This window comes from Actinacidiphila glaucinigra, from assembly GCF_035918135.1.
Classification (GTDB): domain Bacteria; phylum Actinomycetota; class Actinomycetes; order Streptomycetales; family Streptomycetaceae; genus Actinacidiphila; species Actinacidiphila glaucinigra.
Map to the genome: position 1 here is coordinate 1996446 of NZ_CP109144.1, position 17256 is coordinate 2013701.

General features: G+C 71.9%; 15 protein-coding genes. All 15 read right to left on the minus strand.

All coding sequences use genetic code 11. The annotated features are described in order from the left end of the window. Nucleotides 1–20: 20 nt before the first annotated feature. Nucleotides 21–1187 carry a flavodoxin-dependent (E)-4-hydroxy-3-methylbut-2-enyl-diphosphate synthase gene (gene ispG, locus OIE69_RS08850; protein ID WP_326571393.1) on the minus strand — a complete coding sequence of 389 codons (1167 nt, stop codon included), beginning with the start codon at nucleotides 1185–1187 and terminating at the stop codon, nucleotides 21–23. 7 nt (nucleotides 1188–1194) lie between these two features. Further along, nucleotides 1195–2223: an adenosyl-hopene transferase HpnH gene (gene hpnH / locus OIE69_RS08855; protein WP_326571394.1), complete on the minus strand. Its 1029-nt coding sequence runs from the start codon at nucleotides 2221–2223 to the stop codon at nucleotides 1195–1197. A 5-nt stretch (nucleotides 2224–2228) separates the two neighbouring features. Beyond that, on the minus strand, nucleotides 2229–2831 hold the full coding sequence (locus tag OIE69_RS08860) for a phosphorylase family protein (protein WP_326571395.1): 603 nt from the start codon (nucleotides 2829–2831) through the stop codon (nucleotides 2229–2231). Then, nucleotides 2831–4858, minus strand: coding sequence for a squalene--hopene cyclase (shc, locus tag OIE69_RS08865; protein ID WP_326571396.1), 2028 nt, complete (start codon nucleotides 4856–4858; stop codon nucleotides 2831–2833). Before shc ends, OIE69_RS08860 begins: the two co-directional genes overlap by 1 nt. 98 nt (nucleotides 4859–4956) lie before the next feature. Then, on the minus strand, nucleotides 4957–6078 hold the full coding sequence (locus OIE69_RS08870) for a polyprenyl synthetase family protein (protein WP_326571397.1): 1122 nt from the start codon (nucleotides 6076–6078) through the stop codon (nucleotides 4957–4959). Next, on the minus strand, nucleotides 6075–7520 hold the full coding sequence (hpnE, locus tag OIE69_RS08875; protein WP_326571398.1) for a hydroxysqualene dehydroxylase HpnE: 1446 nt from the start codon (nucleotides 7518–7520) through the stop codon (nucleotides 6075–6077). The genes OIE69_RS08870 and hpnE overlap by 4 nt, the downstream gene beginning before the upstream one ends. 186 nt (nucleotides 7521–7706) lie before the next feature. Further along, the gene (hpnD, locus tag OIE69_RS08880; protein ID WP_326571399.1) at nucleotides 7707–8615 is read right to left on the minus strand and encodes a presqualene diphosphate synthase HpnD; all 909 of its coding nucleotides are present in this window, start codon (nucleotides 8613–8615) and stop codon (nucleotides 7707–7709) included. Nucleotides 8616–8641: 26 nt separating this feature from the next. Then, nucleotides 8642–9571: a squalene synthase HpnC gene (gene hpnC / locus OIE69_RS08885; protein ID WP_392567483.1), complete on the minus strand. Its 930-nt coding sequence runs from the start codon at nucleotides 9569–9571 to the stop codon at nucleotides 8642–8644. A 594-nt stretch (nucleotides 9572–10165) separates the two neighbouring features. Further along, nucleotides 10166–10960 carry an ABC transporter ATP-binding protein gene (locus OIE69_RS08890; protein WP_326571401.1) on the minus strand — a complete coding sequence of 265 codons (795 nt, stop codon included), beginning with the start codon at nucleotides 10958–10960 and terminating at the stop codon, nucleotides 10166–10168. Continuing rightward, the gene (locus tag OIE69_RS08895) at nucleotides 10953–11876 is read right to left on the minus strand and encodes an ABC transporter permease (RefSeq protein WP_326571402.1); all 924 of its coding nucleotides are present in this window, start codon (nucleotides 11874–11876) and stop codon (nucleotides 10953–10955) included. The genes OIE69_RS08890 and OIE69_RS08895 overlap by 8 nt, the downstream gene beginning before the upstream one ends. Before the next feature lie 72 nt (nucleotides 11877–11948). Next, nucleotides 11949–12794 (minus strand): glycosyltransferase family 2 protein, encoded by an 846-nt coding sequence (locus OIE69_RS08900; RefSeq protein WP_326581057.1) that lies wholly within the window; start codon nucleotides 12792–12794, stop codon nucleotides 11949–11951. 53 nt (nucleotides 12795–12847) lie between these two features. Then, the gene (locus OIE69_RS08905) at nucleotides 12848–13633 is read right to left on the minus strand and encodes a CDP-alcohol phosphatidyltransferase family protein (protein ID WP_326571403.1); all 786 of its coding nucleotides are present in this window, start codon (nucleotides 13631–13633) and stop codon (nucleotides 12848–12850) included. Then, complete coding sequence (locus OIE69_RS08910; protein ID WP_326571404.1) at nucleotides 13611–14672, minus strand: iron-containing alcohol dehydrogenase family protein; 1062 nt, start codon at nucleotides 14670–14672, stop codon at nucleotides 13611–13613. Before OIE69_RS08910 ends, OIE69_RS08905 begins: the two co-directional genes overlap by 23 nt. After that, complete coding sequence (locus OIE69_RS08915; protein ID WP_326571405.1) at nucleotides 14660–15409, minus strand: phosphocholine cytidylyltransferase family protein; 750 nt, start codon at nucleotides 15407–15409, stop codon at nucleotides 14660–14662. The genes OIE69_RS08910 and OIE69_RS08915 overlap by 13 nt, the downstream gene beginning before the upstream one ends. Further along, nucleotides 15406–17175, minus strand: a complete 1770-nt coding sequence (locus OIE69_RS08920; RefSeq protein WP_326581059.1) for a DUF5941 domain-containing protein — start codon at nucleotides 17173–17175, stop codon at nucleotides 15406–15408. The genes OIE69_RS08915 and OIE69_RS08920 overlap by 4 nt, the downstream gene beginning before the upstream one ends. Between the last annotated feature and the right edge of the window lie 81 nt (nucleotides 17176–17256).

Below are 17256 nucleotides of genomic sequence, written 5' to 3' on the forward strand. Positions count from 1 at the left end.
CTACTGGGGATTGTTTCGCTTTAGCTCACACTGATCTGGGGGTCTCCTGACGGCACTCCGTCGGCCTGCATGCGCTCGGCGAGCTTCATGGCCTCCTCGATGAGGGTCTCCACGATCTTCGACTCCGGCACGGTCTTGATGACTTCGCCCTTGACGAAGATCTGCCCCTTGCCGTTGCCCGAGGCCACCCCCAGGTCCGCCTCACGCGCCTCACCGGGACCGTTGACGACACAGCCCATCACCGCGACCCGCAGCGGAACCTCCATGCCCTCAAGGCCCGCCGTCACCTGGTCCGCCAGCTTGTACACATCCACCTGCGCACGCCCGCACGACGGACACGAGACGATCTCCAGCCGCCGCTGCCGCAGATTCAGCGACTCCAGGATCTGGATACCGACCTTGACCTCCTCCGCCGGAGGCGCCGACAACGACACCCGGATCGTGTCACCGATCCCCTCGCTCAGCAGCGCACCGAACGCCACCGCCGACTTGATCGTCCCCTGGAACGCCGGACCCGCCTCCGTCACACCCAGGTGCAGCGGATAGTCGCACTGCGCCGCCAGCAACCGGTACGCGTTGACCATCACCACCGGGTCGTTGTGCTTCACCGAGATCTTGATGTCCCGGAACCCGTGCTCCTCGAACAGCGAGCACTCCCACAACGCCGACTCCACCAGCGCCTCCGGGGTGGCCTTGCCGTACTTCTCCAGCAGCCGCCTGTCCAGCGACCCGGCGTTCACCCCGATCCGGATCGGGGTGCCGGCGTCGGAGGCCGCCCTGGCGATCTCCTTCACCTTGTCGTCGAACTGCCGGATGTTCCCCGGGTTCACCCGCACCGCCGCACACCCCGCGTCGATCGCCGCGAACACATACTTCGGCTGGAAGTGGATGTCCGCGATCACCGGGATCTGCGACTTCCTGGCGATCTGCGGCAGCGCGTCCGCGTCGTCCTGCGACGGGCAGGCCACGCGGACGATCTGGCAGCCGGACGCGGTCAGTTCGGCGATCTGCTGCAGGGTCGCGTTGACGTCGGCGGTGAGCGTGGTCGTCATCGACTGGACCGAGACGGGGGCGTCGCCGCCCACCGCCACCGGCCCGACCTGGATGCGCCGCGAACGGCGGCGCTCCGCGAGTGGCCGGGCCGGTACGGAGGGCAGGCCGAGCGCGACGGGCTCGACAGCTGTCATCGCGACGTCACTTCCCGCGGTTGCCGGTGACGGTCTCCCGGGTCGCCCTGATGGACTCCTTGAGGGAGGTCATCGTGGCCAGGACGGCGGTCGGCTCGTAGCCGCAGTGCGCCATGCAGTTGGCGCAGCGCGGGTCCTTGCCGCGGCCGTACTTGCTCCAGTCGGTGTCCTCGACGAGCTCCTTGTACGTGGTCACGTAACCGTCGCTCATCAGGTAGCAGGGGCGCTGCCAGCCGAACAGGGAGTAGTTGGGAATCGCCCAGGCGGTGCACGGGAAGTCGACCTTGCCCTCGAGGAAGTCCAGGAAGAGAGGGCTGTGGTTGAGCCGCCACTTCTTCCGGTTCCCGCCCGCGAAGGCCTTCTTGAACAGTTCGCGGGTCTGTTCCACGCCCAGGAAGTGCTCCTGGTCGGGAGCCTTCTCGTAGGCATAGGCCGGCGAGATCATCATCTCGTCGACCTGCAGATCGTCATTGAGGAAGTTGAGGACCTCGATGATGGTCTGCGGGGTGTCGGTGTTGAAGAAGGTCGAATTGGTGGTGACCCGGAAACCGCGCCGCTTGGCCTCCTTGATCGCCTCCACCGCCTCGTCGAAGACGCCTTCTTTCGCGACCGACTCGTCGTGCCGTTCGCGCAGTCCGTCGATGTGCACGGCGAACGCGAAGTAGGGCGAGGGCGTGAAGTTCTCCAACTTCTTGCGCAGCAGCATGGCGTTGGTGCAGAGGAAGACGTACTTCCTCTTCGCCACCAGCTGCCGCACGATCTCGTCGATCTGCGGGTGCATCAGCGGTTCGCCGCCGGCGATCGACACCATCGGCGCGCCCGATTCCAGGACGGCGCCCACGGCCTGTGCCACCGGCATACGCTGCTTCAGCACGCCCGCCGGGTGCTGGATCTTCCCGCACCCCTCGCATTTCAGGTTGCAGGCGAAAAGCGGCTCGAGTTCGACGATGAGCGGGAACTTCTCACGCCTGCGGAGCATTTTCTGTTCGAAGAGATAGGTGCCGACCCTGATGGACTGTCGAAGCGGCATGGCCATCTAGCTCACCTCCAGGGGAGCGCAGTAGAGCGGTGCCAGTCGAGAAAGGCAGGAAGAAGGTCCCTCAGCACGCGGAAAGCGGTGATCCCCGTGCGGAGCGTGCCGACCCGCACGAGCTCGAACTCGGGCGTGTCGACGACCACGCGGGCCGCGGCGACCGGGCGTGGACCCCGGGCGAGCGCGGCCCGCATCATCGCCGCCGACTCCATGTCGACGGCGACGGCACCAGTGGCCCGGAGCGCGGCACGCTCCGGGCCCCGTACGACGTGGTCCGACTCGGCGAGCCGGCCGACGTGCACGGTGTGTCCCGCCGCCTTGAGGGCGGCGGCGAGTGATTCCCCGTCGGGCGGCTCGTCGGCGACGACCACGTCGCCCGGCCGCATCCCGGGGGCCAGACCGGCGCAGAAGCCGGTGGTGAGGACGGCCGCACCGTCCAGGGCGGGGTCGCGCAGCGCGGCGGTGACGGCGCGTTCCGCGGCCTGCGGCCCCATGCCCGTGCGCACGAAGGCGACCGGGCCGGCCGCGTGGCTGCGGTCGCCGCCGCGAAGGGCGAACCGTTCCACCCGCAGCGCGCAGACGATGACCAGAGGTGGGCCGGACGGCCCCATCAGGCCCCCTTCCGTAGCCCGCCGAACGGCTCGCCGCGCACGTAGCGCCCGAGCGCGGTGAGCGGGAAGACCATCCGGTAGAGGTGGTAGTTGATGGAGAAGTCCCTGGGGAAGCCGGTGCCGGTGAAGTACGGCTCGTCCCAGGACCCGTCCTCGTTCTGGGTCCTGGCCAGCCAGCGCACCCCGCGCCGTACCGACTCCCCCTCGCGTTCACCGGCCGCCAGCAGGGCAAGCAGCGCCCAGGCCGTCTGGGAGGCGGTGGACTCGCCGCGGCCGACCCACTCGGCGGAGGAGTACGAGCGCAGGTCCTCGCCCCAGCCCCCGTCCTCGTTCTGCACGGACTCCAGCCAGTCCACCGCCCGCCGGATCGCGGGGTGGGACGCCGGGAGGCCGGCCGCCACGAGGGCCGGGACCACCGACCCGGTGCCGTAGATGTAGTTGACGCCCCAGCGGCCGAACCAGGCGCCGCTGCGCTCCTGTTCGGCGAGCAGCCAGTCGATCCCGCGCCGGGTGTGCGGGGCGTGCTCCAGGCCGAGGGCGGCCAGCATCTCGACCACGTGGGCCGTGACGTCGGCCGACGGCGGGTCGATGACCTCGCCGAAGTCGCAGAAGGGCAGCCGGTTGGGGAAGGCACTGGTGTTGTCGGCGTCGAAGGCGCCCCAGGCGCCGTTCTTCGACTGCATCCCGACGTTCCAGCGCACCCCCCGGTCGACCGAGGCCTTCACCCGCTCCGGCTCCGGGTGGTCGACCCTGATCAGGGCGAGGACGACCTCCGCGGTGTCGTCGATGTCGGGGTAGGTGTCGTTCTGGAACTCGAACGCCCAGCCGCCCGAGGGCAGCCCGGGCCGTTGCACGGCCCAGTCCCCGGACTTGGTGATCTGCTCCCCCAGCATCCAGTCCACCGCCTTGACCAGCGCCGGGTCGTCGGCGGGCACACCGGCGTCGGCCAGCGCGATGACGGCGAGGCAGGTGTCCCAGACCGGGGACTGGCACGCCTCGATCATCCGCGTGTCCTTGTCCGGCCAGACCGCGAACTCGTCGAGCGCCTTGAGTCCGGCGCGCAGCACGGGGTGGTCGAGGTCGTAGCCGAGCAGGTGGAGCGCGATGACGGAGTACACGGCGGGCGGCTGGATGCCGCCGAAGCAGCCGTCGTTCTCCTGGCGTTCGATGATCCAGCGCGCCGCCGAGCGCATCGCGGCCCTGCGCAGCGGACGGACGCTGACCTTGCGGTAGGCGTGCAGGGCCCGGTCGACCCGCTGGAAGAACCCGTCCCAGCTGGACAGCGGCGCCCGTGGGACCGGCGGGTTGGGCCGCGCGGGGTCGGTGTGCAGCTCGTCGAGGACGAACGGGGCGGGCCGTACCGGCCGGTGGGCCGCGACGATGGTCAGCGGCACGATGGTCTGCCGGGCCCAGCTGGCGAAGGAGTAGATGTTGAGCGGGACCCACTTGGGCAGGTAGATGAGCTCGGGCGGCAGCTCCGGGAGGTCGTCCCAGCGCCACCAGCCGAACAGCGCGAGCCAGATCCGGGTGAAGACCCGCGCCCGCGCGATGCCGCCCCGCTCGCGGACGAAGGCCGACGCGGCGGCCATCCACGGCTCCTCCGGGGCGTCTCCCGCGAGCCGCAGCGCGACGTAGGCCTCGACGGTGGCCGACAGGTCGCCGGGGCCGCCGTGGAACGTGGGCCAGGCACCGTCCTCGCGCTGCTGGGACCTGATCCAGCGGCCGGCGGCCCCGGTGACCGTCTCGTCCTGGATGCCGAGGAACTGACGGAGCAGCAGGTCCTCGGCGTCCATCGTGACGTTGGTCTCGAGGTCGCCCTTCCACCAGCCGTCGGGATGCTGACGGGCCAGCAGATGGCCGGTGGCCCGGCGCGCGGCCTCGGCCGCGAGCTCCTCGGTCCGGCCGGTGAGGCCGCCGGTCCCGGGACCTGACGCCGGTTCCGGGATCGCGCCCGAGGTCTTCGTTCTGGCCGAGGGTGTCCCGCGGGCCGCCTCGCCCCCGGGACCGCCGTCGGTCGTCGCTGTCATGGCTTCCCCTTTGCACAGTCGTTCCGTCTGCGGTGTTGGGGCTGCCGTCGGCCGTCACGCGCGCCCGGCCGGCGACGTACTGCGCTCCAGTTGTGTCTTTACTTCTCGCGAACCACCACGAAATCCGCCAGACCCACGAGCTTACGGCGAACTTCTCCCGGCATGTCCATTTTGTCGAGTGCGGCGATCGCGGTGGCGTACTGCCGGCGGGCTTCCCGGGAAGTCCACTCCCGGCCGCCGGCTTCTTCGATCAACGCCGCGCGCGTGGCGAACTCTTCCTCGTCGAAGGACTCGATGTCGCTGCGCTCCGAAGAATCCGCGGCCTTCGCGTCCGCGGCCAGGAGTTCGGCGAGGCGCCGCGAGGCGGAGCCGCCCGCGGCCAGTGCGGCGACCACCGGCAGGGACTTCTTGCGCTGCCGCAGGTCGCTCCAGGTCTGCTTGCCGGTGGCGGCCGGGTCGCCCCAGATGCCCAGCAGGTCGTCGATGGCCTGGAACGACAGACCGAGGTGGTAGCCGTACTCCTCCAGGGCGTCGGCGTCGGCCTCGGTGGCGCCGCCGAGCACCGCGCCGATGGAGCAGGCGCAGGCCAGGAGGGCGCCGGTCTTGTTGCCCTCCATCTCCAGGCACTCCTCGACGGTGACCCGCTCGCGGTGCTCGAAGGAGATGTCCTGGGCCTGACCGTCGATCAGCTTGCGGGTGGCGGTGGTGATCCGGCGAGTGGCCCGGCCGGCCTCGACGGTGCCCTGCTCCAGCAGGATCTCGTTGGCGAGGGCGAAGAGCGCGTCGCCGACCAGGATGGCCTGGGCGGGGCCGTGCACCTTCCACACGGTGTCGCGGTGGCGGCGCTGCTCGTCACCGTCCATCAGGTCGTCGTGCAGCAGGGAGAAGTTGTGCACCAGCTCCACGGCGACCGCCCCGGGGACGCCCACCTCGGGGGCGGCGCCCGCCGCCTCGGCGGACAGCAGGGCGAGTGCGGGACGTACGGCCTTGCCGCTGTCGCCGTGGGACGGGTTGCCCGCGGCGTCGATCCATCCGAAGTGGTAGGCGGCGACGGTGTCCATCGGGGGTGCGAGGCGGTCCACGGCGGCGCGCAGCACCGGCGTGGACAGCTCGCGGCCGCGCTCCAGGAGCGCGGTCACGGTCGCTCTGTCGACGCCCGCGGTCATCTGCTCGTTGCCAGCGGTCACATTCTCTCCTCGGATTGCACTGGTCATGCTCATACCGGCTCCAGGCCTTCGATTGCGAAGGTACGTGGGTCGAAGGGATGGCGGAGTGCGGTCAAAGCTGCTCGGGAGGCTTGCAAACCGCTGCGGACCGCGCTTTCCATCGTCGCGGGCCAGCCGGTGGCGGTCCAAGCGCCGGCGAGCCAGACGCCGTCCGCCCGGGTGCGGGAACCCGGGCGGAGGGCGCCGACACCGGGGAGGGGCGCGAAGGTCGCGGTCCGTTCCCTGGTGACGAAGAAGTCCAGTACGGCGGCTTCGCGCGCGGCCGGGAGCAGCCGCTCCAGCTCCGGCAGGTAGCGCTTTCGCAGCTCGGCCACGGGGAGGTCGATCTCTTCCTGGGCCGCCGACTGGGACAGGGCGACGTACTGGCCGCCGCCGGTCAGCCCGGAGTGCTCCGTGCGGTCGAAGACCCACTGCACGGGGCTGCCGAGCGCGGCGAAGAACGGCTGCCGCATGACCTGACGGTCGTACACGACGTGCACGTTGAGGATCGGCGCGGTGCCGATGCGCAGCAGCGCGTCCTGGTCGGCCAGGGCACCCGCGGGAAGCAGCCCGTGGGCCTCCTGCTGCGGCACGGCCAGGACGACGGCGTCCGCCGTGAAGCGCTCGGCGCGTCCGGGTCCGGTCTCGGCCTCGACCTCCCAGACCGGTCCGCTCTGGCCGGGGCCGCCGTCGCGGGACCGTACCGGCTCGGACGCGTCCGTGCGGGTGAGGGAGGTGGCGCGGGTGCGCAGCAGGGTGCGCACGCCCGCCTTGTCCAGGGCGGTGCGGGCGCGGTCGTCGTGCAGCTCGCCGAGCGGCCGGGCCGCCCAGCCGATGTCCGCGGCGCCCGGGGCGGAGAGCAGACCGGTCTTGAAGACCTTGGCGGCCAGGCCCAGTGACGCCTCGTCGGCCGTGGCGTTGAGCGTCGCCACGCCGACCAGGTCCCACAGCGCCTCGATGGTGCGGGCCGACTGGCCGTGCTCGCGCAGCCAGGTGCCGAAGTCCACGGCGTCCAGCGCCGGGTCGGCGGGGTCGAGCGAGCGCAGCGCGAGCGCGGCGCGCCCGACGGACGCCCGCTCGGCCAGGGAGAGATGCGGGTACGTGGCCAGGCTCGCGGCCAGGTGCAGCGGTACGGGCAGCCCCGCGCGGCGCAGCCGGCCGAGCCGGGGCCGCGGGGTCGCCACGTCGAGCACCGGTACGTCGAGCCGGTCCTGGAGGGTGACGAGGTCGGCCGCGTCGATGCGCTCCAGGAACCGCAGGTAGGCCACGCAGCAGCGCAGGAAGACGTGCTGTCCGTTGTCGACGGTCAGGTCGCCGCGCTGGAAGGAGAAGGCGAGCCCACCCAGCCGCGGCCGGGCCTCGAGCAGGGTGACGCGCAGTCCGGCGTCGGCCAGTGCCAGTGCCGCCGTCATCCCCGCGAGCCCGCCGCCGATCACGACGGCCGTGCGCTCAGCCATGCGCCCTCCCCCGGGTGCCGCCGCGCGTGGCGCGGCGCACCATTGCCGACAGTGACGCCGCCGGCACGGCGGCGGTTGCCTCACGGCGGCGGAAAACAGTGGTTTTCCGCGATGCTGCCGCTCCCGTGCCGGTTGCGGTGCTTTTGCCGGTGCGGGTGCAGAGGCCCGCGGCCGGTGGGGCGGGTGTCACACGCGCCCCCTGGCGGCACGTCGGGCGTCGAGACCGGCGAGGCCGCGCGCCGCGACGTACGCCTTCTGGTGGCCGGGCAGCGAGACCCGGCCGCGCAGGACGGCCTCGGGATCGGCGGCGATGCGCTCCAGGAGGCGGCGGTAGATGCCGGCCATGGCCGAGACGCAGGCGCCGCTGCGGCGGTCCAGCACGGGCAGCAGCCGGTACCCCTCGGCGAACAGGGCGCGGGCCCGCTTCACCTCGTACTCGATCAGGCCTGCGAAGTCGGACCCGGGCGGCGGGGTGTCGGTGAGGAACCCGGCGGAACAGCCGAACTTCGCGAGGTCGTCCGCGGGCAGGTAGGTGCGCCCGTTGGCGGCGTCCTCGCGCAGGTCCCGCAGGATGTTGGTGAGTTGCAGGGCGAGGCCCAGGGTGTCCGCGTACTCCGCCGCGTGCTCCCGGCCGGGTGCGCCGGGCACGGTGCCGAAGACGCCGAGCGAGAGCCTGCCGATGGCGCCGGCGACGCAGCGGCAGTAGGACGCGAGGTCCTCCCACGTCTCGTAGGTGTCACCGCGAAGGTCCATCTGGACGCCGTCGATCAGCTCCTCCAGCCCGGCGAGCGGGATCGGGAAGCGGCGGGCGGCGTCAGTGAGCGCGACGGCCACCGGGTCGGTGTCGTCCTCGGTGACGGCGCCCTGCAGGACCCGGGCGAGCAGGTCCCGGGTGCCGTCGAGCCGCCGCTGCTTCTCCGGGAGGTCGAGGTCGCCGTCGCCGATGTCGTCCACCCGCCGGGAGAAGGCGTAGAGGGCGGACATCGCCTGGCGCTTGGGGGTGGGCAGCAGCCGGATGCCGTAGGCGAAGTTCCGGGCCTCGTGGCCCGTGACGACCTCGCAGTAGCGGTAGGCCGCGAGCACAGGTCCGGACATGCGATCGGAGCCGTTCACAGTCCGGCTCACCCCTCTCTTCGCAATGTCGACCCCACCTCGCGCAGCAGGCTCAACCTGCCCGCCTTCGGCGGCCCGGGCAGCACGTCGTACCCCGCGTCCGCGATCGCCCTCAGGGCGGCGCGGCCTCCTCCGGTGAACCCGGCGAGCAACAGCCTGAGCCTGCCGTGGACGCTACCCACCAACGGGGTGCCTTCATTCAGGAGGTCTCGGGCGCGTTCCGCTTCGTACGCAACCAGTGCGCGCACCTGTGCGCCCGCGGTCGCGGCGGTGAGATCGGTTTCGGTGACGCCGAAGCGCTTCATGTCCTCGGCGGGCAGGTAGATGCGGTCGCGGCCGAGGTCCTCGGCCACGTCCTGGAGGTGTTCGATGATCTGCAGCGCGGTGCAGATCGCGTCCGAGCGGCGGATGCGCTCGGGCGTGGCCGTGCCGGTGATGCCGAGCACGAGCCGGCCGACCGGGTTCGCCGACAGCTCGCAGTAGGCGAGGAGGTCCTCGTAGGTGGCATAGCGGCGGACGACCTGGTCCTGGCGGTTGGCCTCGACCAGGCCGAGGAAGGGGGCCGGCGTCAGGCCGTGCCGCCGGACGGTGGGCCGCAGCGCGCGGAGCAGCGGGTGGCGGACGTCGTCGGGGCCGTCGCCGAAGACCCGGCGCAGGTCCGCCTCGAAGGCGTCGAGCATGGCGAGCCGGTCCTCGGCCGCCTCGGCGGGCAGCCCCAGCCGCACGGCGTCCGTACGACCGCCGTCGGCCAGGTCCCCGTCGCCGATGTCGTCGACGAGCCGGGCGAAGCCGTAGACCGCCATCAGGTCGGCGCGCCAGGAACGGGGTACGAAGAAGGGCGCGACGGGGAAGTTCTCGCGGGCCGCCTTGTCGAGGACGGCACGTGAATGGGGGTCCGGCACCGTGATCGCCCGAGTCTCGGGCTTGAATCCGGTCACCGTGGACATCCCGGCGTGCGGGCGGTGGGCGTTTTCTCCCCAGGGGTCCACAGAGCCATTTCCGTCACATCCCCCGTTCTACACCGATAGCCCATTACACCCAATTTCGGACACGCCGCTCCTATAATTCCTGCTCCCGGCTGTCCCCGCACTCGACCGACTCTCCGGACGTATCGCCCGAGATCCGGCGATTGAGTACCGCTACAGCTTACGGCGCGGACCCGCTCCGGCGTGCGCCGGGGGGCGGACCTATGTCGATCCGAAAGCAGGAACGCACAAACCTCGGGTTCGCGTCCCCGATGTCGCGCAAAATCCCGGGAAAATCATCGGCCCCATTCGCCCCGCCCACCGCGCGCCGCGGATGCGCCGGGCGCGCGCCCACTCACTTGGCGTATCCGTACCGGGCCCGGACGGCGTTCCACGGGACGGGGTTCGCGGCCGGGGCGGGAGCTCGGCCGAACGGCGCGCGGAGGCGGGTGAGTTCGACGGGCCGCCGGGTCGGGGCGCACGCCGGTGCGCCCTGCGGGCTCGCTCCCGGGCGCAGGCGTGCGTCGGCCCGCGCACCCGGTCGGGAGCGCGGGCCGGTCTGCCGGGTCACTTGGCGGTGAACTCCTCGTACGCCTTCAGGACGACACCTGTCGGGCCGTCCATGCGCAGCTCGCCCTTCTCCAGCCAGAGCACGCGGTCGCAGGTGTCGCGGATCGACTTGTTGTTGTGGCTGACCAGGAAGACGGTGCCGGCCTCCTTGCGCAGCTCGCGGATCCGCGCCTCCGAGCGCTTCTGGAAGGAGCGGTCACCGGTCGCGAGCGCCTCGTCGATCATGAGGACGTCATGGCTCTTGGCCGCGGCGATCGAGAAGCGCAGACGGGCCGCCATGCCGGAGGAGTAGGTCCGCATCGGGAGCGAGATGAAGTCGCCCTTCTCGTTGATCCCGGAGAACTCGACGATCTGCTCGTAGCGCTCCCGTACCTCGTCCTGCGACATGCCCATGGCGAGGCCGCCGAGGATGACGTTGCGCTCGCCGGTCAGGTCGTTCATCAGGGCGGCGTTCACGCCGAGCAGCGAGGGCTGGCCCTCGGTGAAGACCCTTCCGCTCTCCGCGGGCAGCAGGCCGGCGATGGCCCGCAGCATGGTGGACTTGCCCGAGCCGTTGGAGCCGATCAGGCCGATCGCCTCGCCGCGGTAGGCGGTGAAGCTGACGCCGCGCACGGCGTGCACCTTGCGGACGTTCGGGTTGCCGCCCTTGCGGGTGACCAGCCGGGACAGGGCGCCGACGGCGCTGCCCCTGCCCGAGCCGGCGCCGTGCACCCGGTACACGATGTGCAGGTCGTCCACGATCACGGTGGGGACGCGCTCGCCGCCCGGGGCGGTGTCGTTGTGCTCAGCCACGGCCGTACCTCTCCTCGGCCTTCCAGAAGTAGACGAAGCCACCGATGCCCATGACCACGGCCCAGCCCAGCGCCAGCGCCCACACGTGCGGGGGCAGCTGCTCCGAGGTGAAGCTCTCGATCAGCGCGAAGCGCATCAGGTCGATGTAGACGGCCGCCGGGTTGACGTCCAGGGCGATCTTGACCACGGCCGGCGCGCTCGCCGCGAAGTGGCTGATGCTGTACATGACACCGGAGGCGTACATCCAGGTGCGCAGGATGAACGGCATCAGCTGTGCGAGGTCGGTCATCTTGCTGCCGAGCCTGGCCATGACCAGTGCAAGGCCGGCGTTGAAGACGCACTGCAGGACGAGCGCGGGCGCCACGAGCAGCCAGGACGGGCCCGGCACCTCGCCGGTCATCAGCACGATCGCCAGCAGCACGAACATCGACATCAGCAGCTGCTGGAGCTGCACCAGGGTGAAGGCGATCGGCAGGCTCGCCCGCGGGAAGTGCAGCGCGCGGATCAGCCCGAGGTTGCCCGAGACCGCGCGCACCCCCGCGAGCACCGAGGACTGGGTGAAGGTGAAGATGAAGACGCCGGTGACCAGGAAGGCGATGAAGTTGTCCACGCCACGGTCGGTGCCCAGCAGCAGGCCGAAGATGAAGTAATAGACGGCCGCGTTGAGCAGCGGCGTCAGCACCTGCCACAGCTGGCCCAGCCGGGCCTGGGTGTACTGCGCCGACACGCGGGCCCGGGCGAACGCCGCGATGAAGTGGCGGCGGCTCCACAGCTGCCGTACGTACTCGGCGAGGCCCGGCCGGGCGCCGCTGACGGACAGGCCGTACTTGGCCGCCAGCTGGGACGGCGTGAGGCCGCCGCCCGCCGGGGGCACCGGGCCCACGGCGACCGCACCGTCGTGCGTTGTCTCGCTCACAGTTGACACTTTCGTCCTCTTGGCGCGCCACGGGCCCTGCCCATCACGCGGGGTCACTCTCGTCCGAGCTTGTCAGATGATCGGGGGTCGCCCCAGTCGGGTCAGGCGCCACACGGTCCGCCACCGCATGGGCCGGCGCGGGCCGCTCGGGGCCGTCCAGCCCTCCTTGAAACCGCCGAACCACGCCCTCAGCGCGGGGCCCGAGGGTCTGCGCAGCAGGGTCAGCAGCATCCACACGCCGAGGTAGACGGGGACCAGGGTCCACGGCAGGTTGCGGCGGGCCAGCCACACGCGGTTGCGGGCCACCATGCGGTGGTAGACCGCGTGCCGGCTCGGGGCGGTCAGCGGGTGGAACAGCACCATGTCGGCGCGGTAGTCGATCATCCAGCCCGCGTCGAGGGCCCGCCAGGCGAGGTCGGTCTCCTCGTGGGCGTAGAAGAACTCGCCCGGCAGGCCGCCGACCTCCCGGAAGACCTCCGTGCGCACCGCGTTGGCGCCGCCGAGGAAGGTGGTGACGCGCGAGGAGCGCAGGGGGTCGGAGGCCCGCAGCCGGGGGACGTGGCGGCGCTGGGTGCTCCCGGACTCCGGGTCGGCGATCCGGAAGCTGACGATGCCGAGCGCGGGGTCCGCGGCGAAGGCCTCACGGACCAGCTCCGCGGTGTCCTCGTTCGGCAGCAGCCCGTCGTCGTCCAGGAACAGCAGCACGTCGACCTCGCCGCCACCGGGCCCGAAGGCCTCGATGCCGACGTTGCGGCCGCCGGGGATGCCCAGGTTCTCGGGCAGCTCGACGATCCGCACGCCGGCGGGCAGCTCGGGCAGCGGCGACCCGTTGCCGACCACGGCGATCTCGATCGCCGGGCCGCGCTGCTTGGCGACCGAGTCCAGCAGGTCGCGCAGCTCCTCGGGGCGGTTGCCCATGGTGATGACCACCGCGCCGAGGCGGATCGTTCCGGCCGACGTCCCCACGGCGCTCACCTCAGCCTGCTCGACGCGAGGATCGACACCAGGTGCAGCAGCGTCTGCAGCACGGCGATGGCGGCCAGGAGGCAGACGACGATGCGGGTGAAGAGCAGGTCGCCGTGGACGACGTCCGCGACGCCCGCGGCGAGGATCAGCAGCGAGGCCTCGACACCGCCCACCAGCCGGTGGAACTTCAGCGCGGCGGCGGCCTTGCGGGCCAGCGCCAGACCGGAGGACCGGGGCACGGAGGCCTCGTCCTGGACGGCGGGCAGGCCGCTGCGGGAGCGGGCCACATCCACCAGGTCCGTCTCGGCCTTGATCAGGATCGCGCCGAGCGCGGCCAGCGTCCCGAGGAACGCCCAGCCCCACTGGGTGGTGGCGCCGTCGCGGTGGAAGAGGTCCGTCGCGCGCAGCCCGAAGCCGACCAGCAGCGCGGCCTCGGACAGGTAGTGCCCCACCCGGTCGAGGTAGACGCCGGTGATCGAGGTCTGCTTGCGCCAGCGGGCGACTTCGCCGTCGACGCAGTCCAGCAGCAGGTACAGCTGGATCAGCAGCGCGCCCGCCACGGCTCCGGCCAGGCCGGGCACCAGCAGCGCCGCGCCGGCCGCGATGCCCGCGACGATCATGAGGTACGTGAGCTGGTTGGGGGTCACCCGGCTGTTGACGAGGTGCCGGGTCCAGCGCAGCGAGATCTCCCGCATGTAGATGCGCCCGGCCCAGTGCTCACCGCTGCGACGGTCCTTCAGCCCGGAGGGGTGAACGACCGGCCGCAGCTCAGCTACCGATGGTTTTGGCATAGTCGGCGTATGCGTCCCTGATCTGGTCGGTGGAGAGCTGCAGGTGCTCCAGGATCGTGTAACGCCCGGGGCGGGTCTGCGGAGCGTATTCGACGGCCGTGACGAACTCGGCCTCGGTGAAGCCGATTTCACCCGGTGTGGTGGGCAGCCCGTGGCGGTGCAGGACCTCCGCGAAGAGGCCGGCCTCGTCCTCGGCGCCGCGCAGGAACATCGCGAAGGCGGCGGCGATGCCGACCTGCTCGCCGTGGGCGGCGGCCCGCTTGGGGTACAGCAGGTCGATCGCGTGGCTGATCTCGTGGCACGCCCCGGACGCGGGGCGGCTGTCGCCGCTGATCGACATCGCGATGCCGGTGAGCACCAGCGCCTCGGACAGCACGGTCAGGAACTCGTCCTCCCCCGTGCCGCCGGGGTGGCGGAGCACCGACTCGCCGGCGGTGCGCGCCATGGCGGCCGCCAGTCCGTCGATCGGCTCCCCGGTCTCGCGGTGGGACAGCTCCCAGTCGGCGATCGCCGAGATGTTGGACAGGGCGTCGCCGATGCCGGAGCGCACGTAGCGGACCGGGGCCTCGCGGATCACGTCGAGGTCGATGACGAGCCCGATCGGGGTCGGCACGCCGTAGGAGCCGCGGCCGTTGTCGTTGTCCAGGGTGGACACCGGCGAGCAGATGCCGTCGTGCGACAGGTTCGTCGCCACCGCCACCAGCGGCAGGCCGACGCGCGCGGCGGCGTACTTGGCGGCGTCGATGATCTTGCCGCCGCCGAGCCCGACCACCGCGTCGTAGCGGCTGCCGCGCATGGCGTCGGCGAGCTTCACGGCACCGTCGATGGTGCCGCCGGCCACCTCGTACCAGTCCGCGCCCGGCAGCGCCGGGGCGAGCCGCTCGCGCAGCACCGTCCCGGAGCCCCCGCTTATCGCGATGGCGAGCCTGCCGGAGCTGGAGATGCGCTGGTCGGCGAGCACGCTCGCCAGGTCGTCCAGGGCTCCGGCACGGATGTCGACGACGACCGGCGAGGGGATGAGCCTCGTCAGTACCGGCACGCGATCTCCCGGGCACGGTTCAGGTCGTCGTGGTTGTCGATCTCGACCCAGGAGACCTCGCCGATGGGGGCGACGTCGACCTGGAAGCCGCGGTTGACCAGCTCCTGGTAGCCGTCCTCGTAGTACAGCTGCGGGTCGCGCTCGAAAGTGGCCTTCAGCGCGTCGGCCAGGTCGGCGCCGGCTTCGGCCTCGATGAGGGTGACGCCGATGTACTCACCGGTCGCGGACGCCGGGTCCATCAGCTTGGTGATCCGCTGGACGCCCTTGCCGTCCGCGGTGATGACCTTCATCTCCTCGTCGGCGAGCTGCTTGACCGTGTCGAGGGCGAGGATGATGCGCTGCCCGTCGCCGCGGGCGGCGAGCAGGGTCTTCTCCACGGAGACCGGGTGCACGGTGTCGCCGTTGGCGAGGATGACGCCTTCCTTGATGACGTCACGGGCGCACCACAGGGAGTAGGCGTTGTTCCACTCCTCGGCCTTGTCGTTCTCGACGAGGTGGAGCTTCAGGCCGTACTTGGCCTCCAGCTCGGCCTGCCGCTCGTAGACGGCCTCCTTGCGGTAGCCCACGACGATGGCGGCCTCGGTCAGGCCGACCTCGGCGAAGTTGCCCAGAGTGAGGTCCAGGACGGTGGTGGTCCCCTCCCCCTCCGGGTCCACCGGCACCAGGGCCTTCGGCAGGGTGTCGGTGTAGGGGCGCAGTCGCCGTCCGGCGCCGGCCGCCAGCACGAGGCCGATCATTCAGGTCCTCCAGTTTCGTCGTGTACAGCGGGTGCTTTCGAGGACACCCAGAAGCCGATGCTCTCGGTGAGCACCACCACCGCCAGCGCGACGGCGAGAACCGTCAGCGCGACCGTGAAACCCGTGTTGTGCGCCAGGGCCGCGGCCGCCGCGGTGACCAGCAGTGCCCGGCCTTCGTGACCGCCGGTCGCGCGGACCAGGCGCCTCGGGGGCGCCCCGGTCCCGCCGCGGATGCGGTACACCGTGTCGTAGTGATGGTAGGCGACCGCGGCCACCAGCCCGAAAGCCGCGGGCAATGCTCCGTTCACGTCGGAGACCGCCGCGAGCACCAGGATGGTGGTGTATTCGGCCGCGCGGAAGACCGGCGGCACGATCCAGTCGAGGGCTCCCTTGAGCGGCCGGGAGACGGCGAGCGCCGACGTCACGGCGTAGCAGCCGGCTGCGGCCACCGGCCACCAGCTGCCGGCCGGGGCCAGCAGGGACGTGGCGATCATCACTGCCGCGCCCAGCAACGCGGCCGCGGGGACTCCGCGGCCGCGGAAGAGACGGGCCAGGCCCTCGGCGATCGGCCCGGTGTCGGCGAGGTCGGCCAGCGCCCGGGCGGCGGCACCGCCCGAGGGCGTCCTGCGGCGCACGGAGCGCAGCACGCGGCCCGCCGTGGTGTAGCAGGCGGCGAGCCCGGAGGCGACGATGAGCACGGTGAGGGTGATGCGCGGCGTGGTCGCCGCCGTGAGCACCGCGATCAGCGCCCAGCGTTCGCCGATGGGCAGCACGATCATGCGGCGCAGCCACACCGTCCAGCCGACGCGGTCGAGCTTGCGGGAGAGCACCGCGGCACCGGCCCGGGCGTCGTGGTCGGTCTCGGCGAAGGCGAAGTCCACGACATGGCGGCAGGTCTGCAGCACCATGGCGCCGAGCGCCAGCGCCCAGACGTCGTCGCCGCCGCGGGCCGCGCCGAGGGCGAGGCCCGCGTAGTAGGCGTACTCCTTGGCGCGGTCGAAGGTGGCGTCCAGCCATGCGCCGAGTGTGGAGTACTGCAGCGAGTAGCGGGCCAGCTGGCCGTCGGTGCAGTCCAGGACGAAGGACGCCAGCAGCAGCGCGCCCGCGGCGACGAAGCCCGGCCGGGTCCCGGTGGCCGCACAGCCGGCCGCGATCAGGGCCACCAGCAGCGAGGCGGTGGTCACCTGGTTCGGGGTGAGCCCGCGGCGGGCGCACCAGCGCGCGATGTGGCGGGAGTACGGGCTGATGAAGAACGTGGTGAAGAAGCCGTCGCGGGACTTCACGGCGCCGCGCAGCCGCACCGCCTCGTCGTCGACGGCGGCGACGGCCGCCGCCGCGCCGGCGCGGCCCGTGGCGTCGGCCGGGACGGTCGCGACCAGGACACCGAGCTCGGGACGATGGACGGGCACGCCGTCCTTCTCCATCCGCCCCGCGAGCCGGTCGGCGAAGGTCTCGCCCTCGCCCTCCTCCCCGGTCTCCGCGACGGCCCGCACCAGGGCGGCGCGGGCGGCGGGGCGCACCGAGACGGCGCCGGGCAGGGCGGAGGCGTCGAAGCGGGGGTCGGTCAGCCCGAGGCGCAATGCGTGCACGTGCCCGACGAAGCCGGGGTCGACCACGGCGACGCGCTCGGTCGCAGGGACGGCCTGCAGGTATGTGGCGAGCGAGGCGGCGTCCTCCGCGGTGACGACCTCGAAGCCGAGGTTCCGCAGGTCGCCCTCGATCGGCGACATCGCGACCGGCGGACCGGCGAGGATGGCGGTCGACAGAAGGACTCATCTCCCTGGACTTACGAGTGTGCTCGGCGCCATCGGGGACGCCGCCGCACGGGGTGCGACGCGCCGCGCGGG

Coding starts and splice junctions, on each gene's coding strand:
- OIE69_RS08900 (WP_326581057.1), bottom strand. CDS start 12,794: ATGGGCAACCGCCCCGAGGAGCTGCGCGACCTGCTGGACTCGGTCGCC.
- OIE69_RS08860 (WP_326571395.1), bottom strand. CDS start 2,831: ATGGGGCCGTCCGGCCCACCTCTGGTCATCGTCTGCGCGCTGCGGGTG.
- hpnH (WP_326571394.1), bottom strand. CDS start 2,223: ATGGCCATGCCGCTTCGACAGTCCATCAGGGTCGGCACCTATCTCTTC.
- OIE69_RS08905 (WP_326571403.1), bottom strand. CDS start 13,633: ATGCCAAAACCATCGGTAGCTGAGCTGCGGCCGGTCGTTCACCCCTCC.
- shc (WP_326571396.1), bottom strand. CDS start 4,858: ATGACAGCGACGACCGACGGCGGTCCCGGGGGCGAGGCGGCCCGCGGG.
- OIE69_RS08915 (WP_326571405.1), bottom strand. CDS start 15,409: ATGATCGGCCTCGTGCTGGCGGCCGGCGCCGGACGGCGACTGCGCCCC.
- ispG (WP_326571393.1), bottom strand. CDS start 1,187: ATGACAGCTGTCGAGCCCGTCGCGCTCGGCCTGCCCTCCGTACCGGCC.
- hpnE (WP_326571398.1), bottom strand. CDS start 7,520: ATGGCTGAGCGCACGGCCGTCGTGATCGGCGGCGGGCTCGCGGGGATG.
- OIE69_RS08870 (WP_326571397.1), bottom strand. CDS start 6,078: ATGAGCATGACCAGTGCAATCCGAGGAGAGAATGTGACCGCTGGCAAC.
- hpnD (WP_326571399.1), bottom strand. CDS start 8,615: ATGTCCGGACCTGTGCTCGCGGCCTACCGCTACTGCGAGGTCGTCACG.